This window comes from Paenibacillus sp. GCM10023252 (genome assembly GCF_042653305.1).
Lineage (GTDB): Bacteria > Bacillota > Bacilli > Paenibacillales > Paenibacillaceae > Pristimantibacillus.
This window is the reverse complement of the sequence record NZ_JBHSHW010000009.1, coordinates 20,438-37,007: the sequence shown is the minus strand read 5'-3', so window position 1 is coordinate 37,007 and position 16,570 is coordinate 20,438. Positions and strand designations below refer to the sequence as shown.

The 16,570-nt window shown below is 50.9% G+C and carries 17 protein-coding genes; 8 read left to right on the top strand and 9 right to left on the bottom strand.

The window, feature by feature from the left end:
• The first annotated feature begins 89 nt into the window (after positions 1–89).
• The 3 genes from ACFO9Q_RS06110 to ACFO9Q_RS06100 all read left to right on the top strand — a co-directional run bounded on the left by ACFO9Q_RS06110 (position 90) and on the right by ACFO9Q_RS06100 (position 3,024).
• A complete protein-coding gene (locus ACFO9Q_RS06110; RefSeq protein ID WP_379179781.1) occupies positions 90–848 on the top strand; it encodes a molybdenum cofactor biosynthesis protein in 759 nt (252 codons plus the stop codon).
• 1 nt (position 849) lies between these two features.
• Positions 850–1,875: a ThiF family adenylyltransferase gene (locus ACFO9Q_RS06105; protein WP_379179779.1), complete on the top strand. Its 1,026-nt coding sequence runs from the start codon at positions 850–852 to the stop codon at positions 1,873–1,875.
• Between the two features lie 90 nt (positions 1,876–1,965).
• On the top strand, positions 1,966–3,024 hold the full coding sequence (locus ACFO9Q_RS06100; protein ID WP_379179777.1) for an HD-GYP domain-containing protein: 1,059 nt from the start codon (positions 1,966–1,968) through the stop codon (positions 3,022–3,024).
• Between the two features lie 144 nt (positions 3,025–3,168).
• On the opposite strand, the gene sufB is transcribed toward ACFO9Q_RS06100, so the two are convergent.
• The 6 genes from sufB to ACFO9Q_RS06070 form a co-directional block, all read right to left on the bottom strand.
• A complete protein-coding gene (gene sufB / locus ACFO9Q_RS06095) occupies positions 3,169–4,566 on the bottom strand; it encodes a Fe-S cluster assembly protein SufB (RefSeq protein ID WP_379179775.1) in 1,398 nt (465 codons plus the stop codon).
• Between the two features lie 21 nt (positions 4,567–4,587).
• Positions 4,588–5,013: a Fe-S cluster assembly sulfur transfer protein SufU gene (gene sufU, locus ACFO9Q_RS06090; protein ID WP_379179773.1), complete on the bottom strand. Its 426-nt coding sequence runs from the start codon at positions 5,011–5,013 to the stop codon at positions 4,588–4,590.
• Positions 5,000–6,226: a cysteine desulfurase gene (locus ACFO9Q_RS06085; protein WP_379179771.1), complete on the bottom strand. Its 1,227-nt coding sequence runs from the start codon at positions 6,224–6,226 to the stop codon at positions 5,000–5,002. Before ACFO9Q_RS06085 ends, sufU begins: the two co-directional genes overlap by 14 nt.
• Complete coding sequence (gene sufD, locus ACFO9Q_RS06080) at positions 6,223–7,530, bottom strand: Fe-S cluster assembly protein SufD (protein ID WP_379179769.1); 1,308 nt, start codon at positions 7,528–7,530, stop codon at positions 6,223–6,225. The genes ACFO9Q_RS06085 and sufD overlap by 4 nt, the downstream gene beginning before the upstream one ends.
• A gap of 24 nt (positions 7,531–7,554) precedes the next feature.
• Positions 7,555–8,334, bottom strand: coding sequence for a Fe-S cluster assembly ATPase SufC (sufC, locus tag ACFO9Q_RS06075; RefSeq protein ID WP_379179767.1), 780 nt, complete (start codon positions 8,332–8,334; stop codon positions 7,555–7,557).
• A 174-nt stretch (positions 8,335–8,508) separates the two neighbouring features.
• Entirely contained in the window at positions 8,509–9,117 is a 609-nt protein-coding gene (locus tag ACFO9Q_RS06070; protein ID WP_379179765.1) for a DUF1802 family protein, read from the bottom strand.
• Between the two features lie 148 nt (positions 9,118–9,265).
• Between ACFO9Q_RS06070 and mtnK the strand changes: the two genes are divergently transcribed.
• The gene (mtnK, locus tag ACFO9Q_RS06065) at positions 9,266–10,492 is read left to right on the top strand and encodes an S-methyl-5-thioribose kinase (protein ID WP_379179763.1); all 1,227 of its coding nucleotides are present in this window, start codon (positions 9,266–9,268) and stop codon (positions 10,490–10,492) included.
• Between the two features lie 17 nt (positions 10,493–10,509).
• Positions 10,510–11,568, top strand: coding sequence for an S-methyl-5-thioribose-1-phosphate isomerase (gene mtnA, locus ACFO9Q_RS06060; RefSeq protein WP_379179761.1), 1,059 nt, complete (start codon positions 10,510–10,512; stop codon positions 11,566–11,568).
• A 77-nt stretch (positions 11,569–11,645) separates the two neighbouring features.
• Here mtnA and ACFO9Q_RS06055 read toward each other — a convergent pair whose 3' ends face one another.
• Positions 11,646–11,951: a YunC family protein gene (locus ACFO9Q_RS06055; protein ID WP_379179759.1), complete on the bottom strand. Its 306-nt coding sequence runs from the start codon at positions 11,949–11,951 to the stop codon at positions 11,646–11,648.
• Between the two features lie 158 nt (positions 11,952–12,109).
• On the opposite strand from ACFO9Q_RS06055, the gene ACFO9Q_RS06050 reads away from it, so the two are divergent.
• Positions 12,110–12,577 carry a hypothetical protein gene (locus tag ACFO9Q_RS06050; protein WP_379179757.1) on the top strand — a complete coding sequence of 156 codons (468 nt, stop codon included), beginning with the start codon at positions 12,110–12,112 and terminating at the stop codon, positions 12,575–12,577.
• 121 nt (positions 12,578–12,698) lie between these two features.
• Here the strand turns inward: ACFO9Q_RS06050 and ACFO9Q_RS06045 are convergent, their stop codons facing one another.
• On the bottom strand, positions 12,699–14,609 hold the full coding sequence (locus tag ACFO9Q_RS06045; protein WP_379179755.1) for a putative bifunctional diguanylate cyclase/phosphodiesterase: 1,911 nt from the start codon (positions 14,607–14,609) through the stop codon (positions 12,699–12,701).
• 131 nt (positions 14,610–14,740) lie between these two features.
• Positions 14,741–15,118 (bottom strand): DUF423 domain-containing protein, encoded by a 378-nt coding sequence (locus ACFO9Q_RS06040; protein WP_379179753.1) that lies wholly within the window; start codon positions 15,116–15,118, stop codon positions 14,741–14,743.
• 100 nt (positions 15,119–15,218) lie between these two features.
• On the opposite strand from ACFO9Q_RS06040, the gene ACFO9Q_RS06035 reads away from it, so the two are divergent.
• Together ACFO9Q_RS06035 and ACFO9Q_RS06030 are read left to right on the top strand one after the other, a co-directional pair.
• Positions 15,219–15,704, top strand: coding sequence for a hypothetical protein (locus ACFO9Q_RS06035; RefSeq protein ID WP_379179751.1), 486 nt, complete (start codon positions 15,219–15,221; stop codon positions 15,702–15,704).
• Positions 15,705–15,946: 242 nt separating this feature from the next.
• A complete protein-coding gene (locus ACFO9Q_RS06030) occupies positions 15,947–16,423 on the top strand; it encodes a C40 family peptidase (protein WP_379179749.1) in 477 nt (158 codons plus the stop codon).
• Positions 16,424–16,570 lie beyond the last annotated feature (147 nt).

Here is a 16,570-nt window from a genome sequence, read left to right as displayed (position 1 = left end):
TCCCTCTACGTCCTTCTAGCATAACATTATTCGAATGATTATGGTATGCTATACCCATATTGTATAGAAGAGATGAGAGGTAATCTGCCATGAATTACAGATGGACTATTCACTTGTTCGCAGGACTTCAGGAGAGGCTGGGATCCTCTTCCATCGTACTGTCCCTTCCGAAGGAGAACATGTCTGCAGCAGAGTTGAAGGCTGAACTGACGGAACGCTATCCTGATCAGTCCGATAGCATTCGCATCAGCTTCATCGCCTGCAATCAAGCCTACGCGCAAGATGAGGCGATATTAAGCAACAAGGATGAGCTTGCGCTATTGCCTCCTGTCTCAGGAGGTCAAGATGGCACAGGGATTGAAGAAGAAGGAGACGAGTGCTCTAGTCGATATTCAGTAACGGAGGCTCCCTTATCTGTTGATGCTGTCATGTCCCGGGTCATCGTTCCTAAGCACGGTGCCTCACTCGTGTTCGTCGGTACCACGCGAGAGTGGACCCACGGCAAGCGTACCGTCAAGCTCCAGTATGAGGCCTATGTACCTATGGCTGTGAAGACTCTTCAACAGATTGGAGACGAGCTCGAGCAGCGCTGGCCCGGTACAATTGCCGCCATCTCCCACCGTATAGGCGTCGTTGAGATTGGCGAGGCCAGTGTCGTCATCGCTGTATCCTCGCCGCATCGTGACAGCTGCTACGAAGCTAGCCGCTACGCCATTGAACGGCTGAAGCAGATTGTCCCAATCTGGAAGAAGGAAGTATGGGAGGACGGCACCGAATGGCAAGGTCATCAACAAGGCAGCCCGTGGAATCCGATTCATGCTCTGTCAGAATGGCAGAGGAAGGACTAAGATGAATAGATATGCTAGACAGATCAGATATGCTCCAATCGGCGAGAGAGGACAGAGCGCGCTCGGAGGCAGCTCTGTTGCCATAGTTGGCGCGGGAGCGCTCGGCTCCGTCATTGCCCAGCATCTCGTTCGTTCAGGAGCAGGACGAGTTAGAATCATAGACCGCGATATCGTGGATTGGAGCAATCTGCAGAGACAGAGCTTGTATGATGAGGAAGATGTACGCCGAATGCTCCCGAAGGCAGAAGCTGCCGCCGTTCGCTTACGCGCTATTAACAGCTCCATCACCATTGAATCGGTCATTGCCGACGTCACTCCAGCCAATGCAGAGTCTCTGCTAAGTGATGTAGACTTGATTATAGATGGTTCAGATAACTTCACCGTTAGATATCTGCTGAACGACATCAGCATCAAGCATAATATTCCATGGATCTATGGCGGCGCTGTCGGGGCCAGTGGGATGTCCATGACGATTGTGCCGGGTGAGACCCCCTGCTACCGATGCATATTCCCCGAGCAGCCTGCCGCAGGAGCAGCCGATACGTGTGAGACAGCAGGCGTAATCTCACCTATAGTAGATGTAATCGGCTCACTTCAAGCGACGGAAGCGTTGAAGCTGCTTAGCGGCAACCGCCAGGCTCTCCATGGAACCTTATTCCAGGTTGATCTATGGCAAGGACAGTGGATGCCCCTTCAGATCAAGGAATCCCGCCGAGCAGACTGTCCTGCCTGCGGGAAGCATCACTACGATTATCTATCTGAAGAGATGAGTCATCGTGCTGCTGCCGCCTTATGCGGCCGTCACACGGTTCAGATTACGCCCAGCCGTCCGCTGGAAGCCCCCCTGCACGAGCTCGTCAATCGACTACGCCCTATCGGTCCTATTGAACACAACCCGTTCGTTATGCGGCTTCAGCTCGAACAGAACTTAACCTTCATCTTGTTCCCCGATGGCCGGGCACTCGTTCAAGGAACCGATGATCTAACGGCAGCTAATCGAATCTATACTGAATTACTAGGAATATAGTCTCATACGATTAACCTCATATTGCCAATCCTATGATTCATTGTTACTATAGAAGCTATTAACTACTATATTCCAATCAGGGGTGTCTTGATGAGGGTTCATGTCACAGACTTACAGAACGGAGACCGGTTAACGAATGATACATTCAACGGCTACGGCCTCCACGTACTGTCCAAGGGAACAATTCTTCACAGTAATGAGATATCTAAGCTGTTCCAGCATCAGATCGATTATGTTGATATAGAAGGACCCACATCTGAGGCAGAGTCTGAATCCCGAACGTTGGAATCTTCCGTTAATCCCAAGTGGCTTCCTGCGGTGCAGCCTAGCTATGAGAACGCTGTAAAAGGGTTCGAGACGCTGTTCAACAACGCTACAGCTGCAGGCGCCATCTCTGATGAAGAAGTTACGAGAGCATTCCAACCGCTAGTAGACAACTTCCAGATGGAACGTGATGTCGTCTCCATGTTGTTATTACTCAATACGGCTGATGATTATACGTACCAGCATTCTGTGCAAGTCGGGATGCTCGCCTACTATCTGGCTTCATGGCTCGGATACTCGAAGGAAGAATCCATTCATATCGGGAAGACCGGCTACCTTCACGATATCGGCAAGAGCCGAATAAGCGAAGCGATACTGAATAAGCCCGACAGATTGACAGATGAAGAATTCGAAGAAGTGAAGAAGCATACGATCTACGGCCATGAGATTATCGAGCAGTCATTCGGAGATCCTACTCTCGCCCTTGCTGCCCTTCAGCATCATGAGCGCAATGACGGCACCGGCTACCCGCAAGGTCTTACTGGCGAACGTATTCATCCCATCTCTAAGATTATTTCTGTCGTAGACATATACAGCGCTATGATATCGGAGAGAGTCTATCAGAAGAAGAGGGATTTGCTATTTGTATTGAAGGAGCTTCATAAGCTAAGCTTCGACCAGTTAGACCCCTTCACGACACATACCTTCATCAAGCACATGATACCGAACTTTATCGGCAAGCGGGTCGAGCTCGTCAGCGGCGAAGTTGGCGTCATTGTAATGACACATCCTACAGAATTCTTCCGACCTCTAGTGAAGATCGACGAGCAATTCATCGACCTGACGCTGGAGCGCCAGTATGAGATTAAGCATGTACAGCTGTAAGAGATAGACACATATGAGGGGCTGCCTAATCGGTTCATGACCGAGGAGGGAGCCCTTCGTTATTATCTAATAAAAATGCCTGCATTCCGATATACGCTAATCGCGTATTCCGAACTGCAGGCACTTATTGGCATAATCGCTTAATTAACCGATAGACCCTTCCATCTCGAACTTGATGAGACGGTTCATCTCAACCGCATATTCCATCGGCAATTCCTTGGTGAACGGCTCGATGAAGCCCATGACGATCATCTGCGTCGCTTCCGCTTCGGTAAGACCGCGGCTCATGAGGTAGAACAGCTGATCCTCAGATACCTTGGATACCGTTGCTTCATGCTCCAGCGTGATGTTGTCGTTCATGATCTCGTTGTACGGAATCGTATCGGAAGTGGACTCATTGTCCAGAATGAGTGTGTCGCACTTAATGTTCGCCTTCGAGCCTTCCGAGTTACGTCCGAAGGAAGCAAGACCGCGGTAAGTGACCTTGCCGCCGTGCTTGGAGATCGACTTCGACACGATGGTCGACGTCGTATCCGGAGCCAGATGGGTCATCTTCGCTCCTGCATCCTGATGCTGGCCCTTGCCCGCAACCGCAATGGAGAGAACCATACCCTTCGCGCCGCGGCCCTTAAGGACTACTGCTGGATACTTCATCGTCAGCTTGGAGCCGATGTTGCCGTCCACCCATTCCATCGTCGCATTCTCTTCCGCAACCGCACGCTTCGTAACGAGGTTGTAGATGTTCGGAGCCCAGTTCTGAATCGTCGTGTAACGTACACGAGCGTTCTTCAGAGCGAGGATCTCTACTACTGCGCTATGCAGAGAGTTCGTGCTATAGATCGGCGCTGTACAGCCTTCCACGTAGTGTACGTGGCTGTCCTCGTCCGCTACGATTAGTGTACGCTCGAATTGGCCCATATTCTCGGAGTTGATGCGGAAGTACGCTTGCAATGGAATCTCGCACTTCACACCCTTCGGAACATAGATGAAGCTTCCTCCAGACCATACGGCCGAGTTGAGCGCAGCGAACTTGTTGTCATTCGGAGGAATAATCGTACCGAAGTACTGCTTGAAGATCTCTGGGTATTCACGCAATGCCGTATCGGTATCGGTGAAGATAACCCCTTGCTTCTCCAAGTCCTCCTGCATGCTGTGATAGACAACCTCGGACTCATATTGAGCGGATACGCCTGCTAGGAACTTCTGCTCTGCTTCAGGAATACCAAGCTTGTCGAAGGTCTCCTTAATCTCAGTCGGAACCTCTTCCCAAGTCTTCCCTTGCTTCTCTGAAGGACGAACATAATACTGGATGTCATCGAAGTCCAGATCATCCATGTTGCCTCCCCAGTTCGGCATAGGCATCTTGTAGAACTGCTCGAGCGACTTCAGGCGGAATTCCAGCATCCATTCCGGTTCGTTCTTAATCTCTGAGATCGTACGTACGATCTCGGGAGTTAGACCCTTGCCAGATTGGAAAATTGCCTTGTGCTCATCACGGAAGCCATACTTATAATCTTCCATCTCGGGCATTTGCTTAGCCATCGTTCATTCACGCTCCTTCTATTATTCTCTATTGCTGTCGATTCCCTTGCGCAAGGCGTTCCACGCGAGTGTCGCACACTTAATTCTTGCCGGGAACTTGTTCACGCCGGACAGTGCTTCTATATCTTCGTAATCGTCGAATTCAACGGGTTCACCCTTCATCAGTCCGGAGAACTTATCCGCAAGCTCGAGCGCTTCATCGAATGTCTTGCCCTTCACTGCCTCAGTCATCATTGAAGCGGAACTAAGTGAGATTGAGCAGCCTTCGCCGCTGAACTTCGCATCTGTCACCGTTCCTTCGACTACTTGAAGCTGCAGCGTAATTCGGTCCCCGCACGTTGGATTGTTCAGATTGATCGTGACAGACTCAGCATCCATCGTTCCGCGGTTGCGGGGATTCTTGTAGTGATCCATAATGACTCTGCGATACAAATCATCCAATTGCATGGCCGAAGAACTCCCTTGTCTGTAGTAATCCTTCCACCAGTCGATCTACATCCGCCTCATCGTTGTATAGATAGAAGCTTGCCCTCGCAGTAGCCGATACATTCAGCCAGCGCATAAGCGGCTGACAGCAATGATGGCCTGCGCGTACGGCAATGCCCTTGGAATCTAATACGGTAGCGACATCATGCGGGTGAACGTCTTCCAGATTGAAGGTGACCAATCCTACCCGATTGTGAGCCGGTCCGTAAGCGGTCAAGCCTTCCAGCTGTGACAGTCTGGTATAGGCATATTCAGCGAGACGCTTCTCATGCTGATCAATCTCATCCAGACCGACTTCCTGCAGGAAGTCAATCGCGGCGCCAAGCCCTACCGCGCCTGCTATGATAGGCGTTCCGCCTTCGAAGCGCCATGGTAGATCCTTCCATGTTGATTCATACAGATCAACATGATCAATCATCTCGCCGCCGAACTCGATCGGCTCCATCTTCGACAGCAGCGACTTCTTCCCGTACAAGGCGCCGATACCGGTCGGACCGCACATCTTGTGCCCGGACAAGGCATAGAAGTCACAATCGAGGTCACGTACATCTACCTTCATATGAGGTGTGCTCTGTGCCCCGTCGACGACCATAACCGCTCCATTGCGATGTGCAATCTGTGTAATCTCACGAATAGGATTAATGACGCCAAGAACATTCGATACGTACATGACCGATACAACCTTAGTACGAGGAGTAATCGTTGCTTCTACATCGGCAATAGAGATCGTCCCGTCAGGCTGCAGCGGAATGTACTTCAACGTTGCTCCAGTAGCCTTCGCCACCTGCTGCCAAGGAATGAGGTTGCTGTGATGCTCCATCGGAGTAATGACAATCTCGTCCCCTTCGCTGCAGGCAGACCGGGCATAGGAGGATGCGACTAGGTTAAGGGCAGTTGTGGTCCCCCGGGTGAAAATAATCTCATCCGTGCTGGCTGCATTCAGCAGCTTAGCTACCTTCTCCCGAGCTCCCTCATAGGCATCGGTCGCTCTGGAACCAAGCGTATGAACGCCGCGATGCACATTCGCATTATCCAGCTCATAATAACGCTTCATGGCATCGAGGACGGAACGCGGCTTCTGCGAGGTCGCAGCACTGTCCAGATAGACGAGCGGATGCCCGTTAATCTCTTGGTTCAGGATAGGGAACTGTTCTCTAATCGCTTGTATATTCATCCCTCAAGCTTCCTTACGAGCAAGCGCTGGAGCTGAACACGAACCGTATCGATAGGAATCTCAGACACAACAGGTGCCAGGAAGCCGTATATGATGAGCCTCTCCGCCGTCTCCTTCGAGATGCCGCGTGACATCAGGTAGTAGACTTGCTCCGGATTCACTTGTCCTACGCTTGCTGCATGTCCAGCCGTTACATCGTCTTCATCGATGAGAAGAATCGGATTCGCGTCTCCGCGTGCCTTAGGGCTCAGCATGAGGACCTTCTCGGTCTGCACGCCGTTAGCCTTCGTAGCGCCCTTCTCAATCTTCGTAATGCCGTTGATAATGGCTGTAGCTTCGTCCTTCATCACAGCTCGAGTAACCATGTTGCTGTCCGAGCTGCGACCGAAGTGAACAGCTTCTGTCGTCAAGCTCATCTTCTGCGCATTCGCCCCTACAGAGATAACCTTCGCATCGGAAGTGGATCCATTGCCCTTAAGCACGGACTTCGTCTCTGACAACGTAACCCCGTCATGAAGATCGCCGAGCACCCATTCAATGCGTCCATCGTTCTCAACGATTGCACGGCGAACCGTCAAGTCAGCACCTGATTCAGCCATGTGGTGAACCGAACCGAATCGAACGAGCGCACCCGGCTTCACGAACACTTCGACGACAGAATGATGAACGAACGGAGTCGTAATCTTGCCGGGATCTGTAACTACATAATCTACATAAGTGACGCGGCTGTTGTTGTCCGCTACGATTAAGATATGCGGCGCGAACGAAGCATCCGCGTTGTCATTGTACAGCACCGCCTGCAGTGGCAGCTCTACCTCTACATTCTTCGGCACGTATACGAATACGCCGCCGTTCCAGAGTGCCGCATGCATCGCCTGCAGCTTGCTCTCATCCTTCGCTACTGCTTGGAACAAGTACTTCTGAACCAGATCGCCATGCTCCTTGCAAGCCGTCTCCAGATCGGTGAAGATAACGCCCTTCGCCTTAAGCTCCTCACTAAGCTGCTTCAGCACAGCGCCTGAGTTGCGCTGCACGAGCAGGTTCTCCGTGCCTTCCGCAACCAGCTCTCTTACAATCTCAGGCAGTTCAGCTACGGAACCCACTGCTTGCTGACCTTCATAGCTGCCGACAGCGGTAAGATTCCAGCGGTCAATCCGCATCTTCTCCGGCTTCGGCCATTCCAACGTGCCGGCCAGCTCGGCTGCCTCGCCGCGCAAGGCTACGAGCCATTCCGGCTCTCCCTTGGAGCGTGCAAGCGCCTCAGCGGACTGACGGTCAGTTGGAGTCGTTAGTTGTGTACTCATACGTTATGCCCCCTTCTTCGCGCCTTAAGCCTGGCCGACAGTCTCATCTTCAATGCCTAGTTCTTCCTTCACCCAATCATAGCCTTCGTTCTCCAGACGCTCAGCGAGCTCAGGGCCGCCGGACTTGACGATGCGGCCTTGCATCATGACGTGAACGAAGTCAGGTGTAATATAGTTCAGCAAGCGCTGATAGTGTGTGATGATCAAGAAGCCGCGGTCCTCGGAACGCATCGCGTTCACGCCGTTCGATACGATCTTCAGGGCATCGATATCGAGGCCGGAATCAATCTCGTCGAGTACAACAATCTTCGGATCCAGCATCGTCATCTGCAGAATCTCGTTACGCTTCTTCTCGCCGCCGGAGAAGCCTTCATTCAAGTAGCGATGAGCGAACTCCTTGTTCATCTCCAGATCCTTCATCTTGCCCTCCATCTGACGGATGAACTTAATGAGGGAGATCTCGCTGCCTTCCTCGCGTCTTGCATTAATTGCGCTGCGAAGGAAGTCAGAGTTCGTTACGCCTGTGATCTCGCTTGGATATTGCATCGCCAGGAACAGACCAGCGCGTGCGCGCTCATCCACTGCCATGTCCAGCAGGTCTTCCCCATTAAGCGTAGCAGTACCTTCTGTTACTTCATATTTAGGATGCCCCATCAGTGCAGAGGCTAGTGTACTTTTGCCTGTTCCGTTCGGTCCCATGATGGCATGAACTTCTCCACCCTTAATCTCGATGTTAATCCCCTTCAGAATTTCTTTTCCTTCGATGGCTGCTCTTAGGCCTTCGATAGCGAAGTGTGTTGCCATAATATGCTGATCCCTCCACGGTTAGTTATAAGTGTCGTATACTGCACGGAATGTAAGCACCTTAGCGAATGCCGTCCCTCATACAGTGATTCTCACTGATTCTCATCTATTAGTTTATAATAATTCTAGTTATAAATCAATGCAGGTTATGCCTTCATCAAGCGCAGCAAGGCATCATTCATGCGCTTCTCCTGGCTGAATAGACAACGCATGAGTAATGAGCTTCAACTGCTCTTCGAAGGCAGAATCACTTAATGCAGGTGTCATCTTCGTCCCCTCGGGCAGCTTGTCCTCGATTCTGACCCATGACTTGCATCCGTTGTAGGCGTCGCGCATCGGAATCTCGATAGGTGTCTCCAGCTTGTACACGCGCAGCAGCAGCAGATGGAGCGGCTTCGTCTTCTTCCACTTCAACCGCTCTTCGGCGAACGTATCTGTCCATATATGATAGGCACGCAGTGAATCCAATGTCTCCTGGTCTCTAATCTCAATGTCCAGCGCCACCTCGGCATACGCATCAAGCTTCACCTTGTCCCTGTCCAGCCCTCCTTGCTCCAGCAGATCACTCAGCTTAGCCTTATGGCTGTCCTTCAGCAGATGCTCCTTCTGATGCTCATGGGCAGGCATAAGATAGAACGCTTGGCTGATCAGCTCGAAGTCTCTCGTCTCCTCAATAATACCGCCCTTGCGCATGACCATAATCTGCTCGCCTTCAGCAAGCGCTTGTACGGTAATGGCCCATTCCTTAAGCGCAATCGGCCCCTTCTCTACTAGGTCTGACATATGTACTCTCCTCTCCGTCTTCACACAATAGCTTTTATTATAACAAATGAAAGTATTCCACGGCGAAATAATATCCTTTATACTATAGGGCAGGACTATTCTACAAAAGAACGCCTTGCTAAACCAACATAAAATCGGAGGTGGACGTATGTCTGCTTATCATCCCTTAACTGAACAACAAGCCGTAGAGCTCGCTAGAACGCTCCCTGAATTCTTCTCGGAAGAGGCTAAGCTGGTGAGCCGTGAGATTGGTGACGGCAACTTGAATCTCGTGTTCCACATTCAAGATACGTCAAGCGGGAAGAGCCTCATCATGAAGCAAGCTCTCCCTTATGCGAAGGTCGTGGGGGAGTCTTGGCCTCTAACACTGGACCGCGCGCGCATTGAGAGCGAAGCACTGCTCCTGCAGAACAAGCTGGCGCCCGGGCTAGTCCCGCAAGTGTATCATTATGATGCGGAGATGGCTCTCACGGTCATGGAAGACCTGAGCGATCATGTCATTATGAGACAAGGCCTCATGGACGGCGTACGATACCCGCTCTTCGCGGACCATATCTCTACGTTCATGGCTCAGACCTTATTCTTCACTTCAGATCTTGGATTGAATCAGCAAGAGAAGAAGCAGCGTGTGCAGCAATTCATCAATCCCGAGCTGTGCAAAATTACCGAGGATCTCATCTTCGATGATCCTTATACGGTATCGGACAATAACTCCTTCGATGAGGCGATTGCAGACGAGGCCGCGGCCCTTCGAGAGGACAACAGGCTCCATCTTGAGGTCGCCATTCTACGCCATAAGTTCCTGACGAATGCTCAGGCGCTCCTCCACGGCGACCTTCATACAGGCAGCGTGTTCGCCACTCCGGAGTCTACCAAGGTCATTGACCCTGAATTCGCCTATTACGGTCCGATGGGCTTCGATATCGGAGCGGTGCTGGCGAATCTGCTGCTGAACTATGCTGGTCAAGAACACTGGAGTGCAGCCGATCTGCGCGGAGAAGTCCGCAGCGAGCTGCTTCAGATGATTCGTGACATATGGACAGGCTTCGAGGCGAAGTTCCGTAAGCTATGGGATGAGCATGGAGTAGATCGGCTCGCTAATGACACAATCGGCTATCAAGACTTCTATATGAAGCAGCTGCTGCAGGATGCCATCGGCTTCGCAGGCTGCAAGATGGTACGCCGCATCGTCGGACTGGCCCATGTAGCAGATATCGACCGCATCCCAGATGCAGCTGCCAAGGAGTCCGCGCAGCGGCTTGCACTGCGCATAGGCAAGGAGCTTATCCTGACGAATCGCTCGGCCCATTCTATTGAGAGCTTAATTGATATTGCACAAGGCGCAACAAAAGCAGCATCAGCTGTAAGCACCTAGAGAGGAAGCGAAGCATTATGACTACAGAATCAATCGGCCTGCAGTCCGTCATATGGGCGGGTGACAGACTGGACCTGCTTGATCAGCGGCTCTTGCCTGGCGAGATCGTGTATCTTCCGCTGACGACTGCAGAAGAGGTGTGGGAAGCCATCCGGCATCTGAAGGTACGTGGAGCTCCTGCGATAGGCATCGCGGCTGCATATGGTGTTGTTCTCGGAAGCAGCGGGGAGCAAGCTTCCATGGAAGCTTGGCAGGCAGAGGTGACTAAGCAAGCAGAGTACTTAGCCACTTCACGGCCAACAGCGGTTAATCTATTCTGGGCACTCGACCGGATGAAGGCCAGAGCGGCGTCTCTTGCCAAGGAAGAGCACAGTCCAGCCAAGTGCCAAGAGCTGCTCCTGCAGGAGGCGATTGCCATCCAGAGTGAGGATGAGGAGACGAACAGGCTAATTGGCGAGCATGCTCTTACTCTATTCAAGGATGATATGGGTGTACTCACTCACTGTAATGCTGGAGGACTAGCTACGGCGAAGTACGGTACCGCACTCGCTCCCTTCTACCTGGCGAAGGAGAAGGGCATGTCCATCCGCGTATTCGCCGATGAGACGCGGCCTGTCCTTCAAGGCGCGCGATTGACCGCCTTCGAGCTGCAGCAAGCAGGAGTTGACGTTACCCTCATCTGCGACAATATGGCCGGCATGGTCATGAGCAAGGGCTGGGTCGATGCTGTAATCGTAGGAACCGACCGCGTCGCAGCGAACGGCGATGTCGCCAACAAGATTGGCACATACAGTGTAGCTGTGCTAGCCAAGGCGCACGGCATTCCGTTCTATGTTGCTTGTCCCTTGTCCACCATTGATCTTACTACTCCTACAGGCGCAGAGATCCCGATTGAAGAGCGCCCGGAGGAAGAGATTACTGAAGCGTTCGGCAAGCGTACAGCGCCTGAGGGCGTGAAGGTGTACAATCCTGCCTTCGACATTACTCCGCATGAGTATGTCACGGCCATCATTACGGAGAAGGGCATCGTTACTGCCCCCTATGCGGACAACCTGAAGAAGCTGTTCGAAGCTTAATTCCTTCATAGATAGAGCCCCTGTGGGAGCAGCCTGCCGAAGGCAGCTAGCAGCAGGGGCTCTTACTAGGTATGGCGTTATATCATGAGCAGAAGGGCGTCAGCACCCTTCATTCCAGGTGTAATACCTAATGCCTCGGCAGACGTGGTTACCGATTCCAGCGGCGCTTCCATTAATTCTTCTAGCGTCTTGACCCCGACTGCACGGCCGGCTATAATAGCGCGGTCACGCAAGCGTTCATTGAGCAGACCAACATCCAGGGCACCGCACATGATATACCCTTTGTCCGTCGTCACAGCTAAGAGAGTTGTCTTAGGCAGCTTCACTTCTACTCCAAGCACAGTACTTCCATCTGAGAGCGTGTAAGGAACCATCCTCATCATCTCGTCCACCTCCTCATCGCGCATACGAGTGTCCATCCCTTCACTATATGCGTATTTGGGGGAGCGGCCCCCTGATATATGCTTATTTTTACGAAGGCTACATCAACGGGGGGATCAGTGGTATATTAGATGTATCTGAATAAGCCGGAGGAACTAACATGCCTTCTCAATCACCTTATATATTCCAAGTCGAACTATTAATAGAAGAAGAATCTAGTGCCAAGGCACTAGAGAAGCTCATTCACAGCCTCAATCAGGGTAACTTCATCGACTATCGGATCCACTCCGGGGTAGAGCTCGGACGACAACTGGAGCAGGTGAAGGCAGCAGCCTCAACTGCCATTCCAATTCCGGTACAGAAGCCCGCCGCCGAAGTTAACAATCCAAGTAATTCTGACAGACAGACTGAGGAGCAAGCCTCTGATGCCTATGATCGAATGAAGGCCTTCATGAAGTCGAACAAGCTGATTCGCTTAATTGTCAATAAGGGTCTCGGCATTAAGCTGAGCATTCCCTGCCGAATTATTAATCTGGATGTATCAGCTAACGTCATTACGGTCTACCACGTAGATGAGAAGCAAGTCTATACGTTCCGATTGAACGAGATTGAAGACATCATAGATTAATAGAACGATAGAGCTGCAACCCGGCCTAATCCCCCCCCAAAAAAAACCCGTTACTACACAGAAGCCTTACAGCTTCTCGTGGTAACGGGTTTTGATCATCAATAAACCTGGTTCTGCATGCTTAAGCATCCATTCTGAGCATATCTGCCATGTGAGCGCTTGTTACAGGAGGACTCCAATAATAGCCCTGCATCTCATCACATTGATGAGCCCGCAGGAATTCCATCTGCTCCTCTGTCTCTACTCCCTCAGCAATGACTTGTATATTCAGATTATGAGCCATAGCGATAATGGCGGCAACAATCTCCGCGTCCCCCGGCACTTGCTGGATGTCCATTAAGAAGGAACGATCAATCTTAAGCCGATCGATCGGGAAGCTCCTTAAGTAATTGAAGGAGCTGTAGCCAGTTCCGAAGTCATCTACACTAATGCCTACTCCCAGCTTGGTCAGATCATTGAGACATCTGGATACGTAGTCCATATCCATCGACATGGACTCTGTGATCTCGAGATCCAGATAGTCCGAGGACAATCCAGTACGGATCAGTACATCTTCAACCTTGCGGGCCAGGTCATGCTGCAGGAACTGACGAATGGAGAGATTAACCGATACGGGGATCGGCGGCAATCCCTCGTCCTGCCAGGACTTGTTCTGCCTGCAAGCTTCTTCAAGCACCCAATCCCCAATCTGCACAATCATTCCGCTCTCCTCAGCTAGAGGTATGAACTGGCCTGGTGGAATAATTCCTCGCTGCGGATGATGCCATCTGACCAGAGCTTCAACACCGACAATTGTTCCAGTCAGCATGTCATATTGAGGCTGATAATGAAGGACGAACTCTTCTCGTTGAATGGCCCGGTACATCTCATGCTGCAAGGTAAGGCGCTCTAAGGAAGAATTATTATTCCAGCTGTCTGAATAGAGCAAGCAATCGTTAATGGCCCCTTCCTTAACCTTGCAGAGAGCGATATCTGCCTTCTTAAGCAGGGCCAAGGCATCCTCTTCAACTCCGCTTGTTAGAGATAACCCTATGCTTACCGTAATATGAATCGGAGAGCCCTGCAGGACGAATGGCTCCTCCATCCTGCGAAGCAGAATTCTTGCCAGCTCGATCAGCTGCTCCTCCGATTGAAGAGCATTGTACAGAACAACGAATTCATCCCCTTCCATCCTCGCAGCGATAGACTCATCCGTTAGACTGCTGGCAAGCCTCTCTGCAATCTGCATCAGAAGCATGTCGCCATATTCTCTGCCATAGGAGGCATTGACAAGCTTGAATCGATCTACATTCAAGTAGCAGAGTCCAACCCGATTGCCATAATTCTTACTCTTGGTGAGCTCCTCGCTAAGCATATGCTGGAACAATGTCCGGTTAGGAAGCCCTGTCATATCATCATAGTTCGCCATATACCGAAGCCGCTCTGCATGGCGCTTCCGGTCGCTTAAGTCATGACTGATAATGGCTATTCCCACTACCTTGCCGCGCGAAGTCATCGGTGAGCAAGTCATCTGGACATCCAGCGGGAACCCGGATCGATGAAGCATACTGATGGACACTTCTCGGTATTCGCCATGCAACGCAGCCTTCATAGCTTCCGCAAGCGGTGCCCGGCTGGCCTGCTCTGCGAAGGTGATATATGGACACCCTAGCAGCTCCGCCTTCTCGTAACCAAGGGCACGGCTTGCTGCTTCATTCATCTCTAGGAAGGTGCCATCCTCGTTCAATACCGCAAGGGGCAGCGCATTCGACCTGAGCAGTGTCTCCACTAATGGTGTATGATACAAGCGGAAGGAATTATAGAAGCCTCGCCTTGTGTAGGGAGCATATATAAGAGAGGCAAGTAAGATTAAGAAGCCAATAGCCATGGATGACCACTGAATGACCTTAGTGTCAATGAGCATGAATGAACCTATCATCCACACGGCTGCTAAGCTCTGCATAATTAGGCTAATTCTATAGGATTCAAGGAAAAGCTTAGGCGCCTGCTGTTCCTCTGCTCTAGGCGAACTCTCTAATCGGCTGTCAAGCACCAGCTTCCCTCCCTAGTCGACGTCTAATGAACAACATTCTCATTATAAACGATGGGAAGCATTCGGTATAGAAATTTTTACTAGTTTGCTCTGATATTATGGCGAAATATATAGATTAATGTCGATTAATGTCATCCCTTCGACTTGAATGCCGTGATGATCAAGAGTACCCAAGCGGTAATGAAGGCAACACCGCCAAGCGGGGTAATCGCACCAAGTACCTTAATACCCGTCAGACTGAGTACATAGAGGCTGCCGCTGAACAAGATAATACCTGTCTGCATCAATCTTCCGGCCCAGATAAGCCGCTTAGGCTGATTCAACCGATCTGCGAATAAGGCAAGCAGGATCAAGGCGAGGCCATGGTACATCTGATAACGGACTCCTGTCTCGAACACCGTCAGGTAATGCTCGGAGATTCTGCCTTCCAGTCCATGAGCGCCGAAAGCGCCTAGAGCAATAGCAAGGGCGGCATGAATCGCGCCGATTGCAACATATTTTGGAAACATCTGTATTCTCATCCCTTCCATTATTATGTATAATCTAACCGTACTACCTAGCATCTCCAAAATCGCGACCAAAAAGAGCAAAAAAAGGAGCAGATGGACAATGAACGATCATAATCGTATAGAGTCAGAATCGGGGAACATGACGAATAACCAAGAGCATCCAGTCGAAGGACATGGCCAGGCGCCAAAAAAAGCTTCCGGGTTAGGTATTGCTTCCTTCGTCATCTCGCTAATTGCAATCGTCACCATCATAATCGGAATCGTCCTGCTTACTCAAGGGATCATGAACAGCACATTCGTCACAAATCCCGAGCTGCTTGACAGCATGAACCAAGATGAGCTGCTGAATGAGCTAGGCCCTTCCGTCATCATCGGTGCTCTGCTGCCATTCGGGTCTATTGCCATAGCGTTCGTTGGACTGATTCTAGGCATAATCGGCGCAGCCTCCAAGAAGCATAGCAAGGCGCTCGCCATTGTCGGTATCGTGCTTAACAGCTTGATTGTGCTAGGCTTCATAGGCCTCATTGTCATCGCTCTAGCCTCCCTCGGAGGCGGCGCTGGAGTAGGGGGTATTTCTTCGGTATAGACCCTCCAATTATACCACCCTGGGAGATCAAAGTCTGTCGTGCTTGCCGCGGCAGGCTTTTCTTTATTTTACTCATCTATGGATGAGAGGATTCTCATGAATTTCTCACAATAGGGTAAGAAGTCTTGCCCTGCATGGTTCTATGGTCTCAGAGGAAAGCATTGGCAGGATTCATCTATGTTATTGTGAGTTTACGAGATTCATCGGCTCACCAATTCATAGCAGAGAGGAATTATACCATCATGAATAAATACTCCCTAAGAACTAGATTGACGACTGTAGCCCTGAGCCTTACCCTTGCCTTCGGAGGGGCAGCTGCCGTCCTGCCTGCACAGCATGCATCGGCTGCAACCGCTAGTGAGAAATCCAAAATTGTGTCCACCGCCAAAAGATACATCGGCGTAAAATATAAGTTCGGCGCTTCAACAAGCACAACTCGTTACTTCGACTGTTCTTCCTTCACGAAGCATGTCTTCAAGCAGATCGGCACAACCTTGCCTCGTACTTCCAAGGAACAGTCGAAGCGCGGCAGCTATGTAGCTAAGAAAAATCTGCAAGTTGGCGATCTTGTGTTCTTCTACTCTCCTATTCACCATGTCGGCATCTATATCGGCAACGGTAAATTCATCCACACGTACGGCAAGCCAGGCGTTACCGTGTCCTCTCTGACTTCCGGTTGGTGGTCTGATCACTATACGACAGCTCGCAGAGTGGCATAGCAGCTCTAAGCAATTAATGAAGCGAATTCCTCGAGGAAGAGGGATTCGCTTTTTTTTTCGGGGTCATGAAGGCATATCCAAGATCGATTATTGCCTAGGGAATAGACTGATAGATTCATGACGACCGGCCAATGATTGTTCACATAA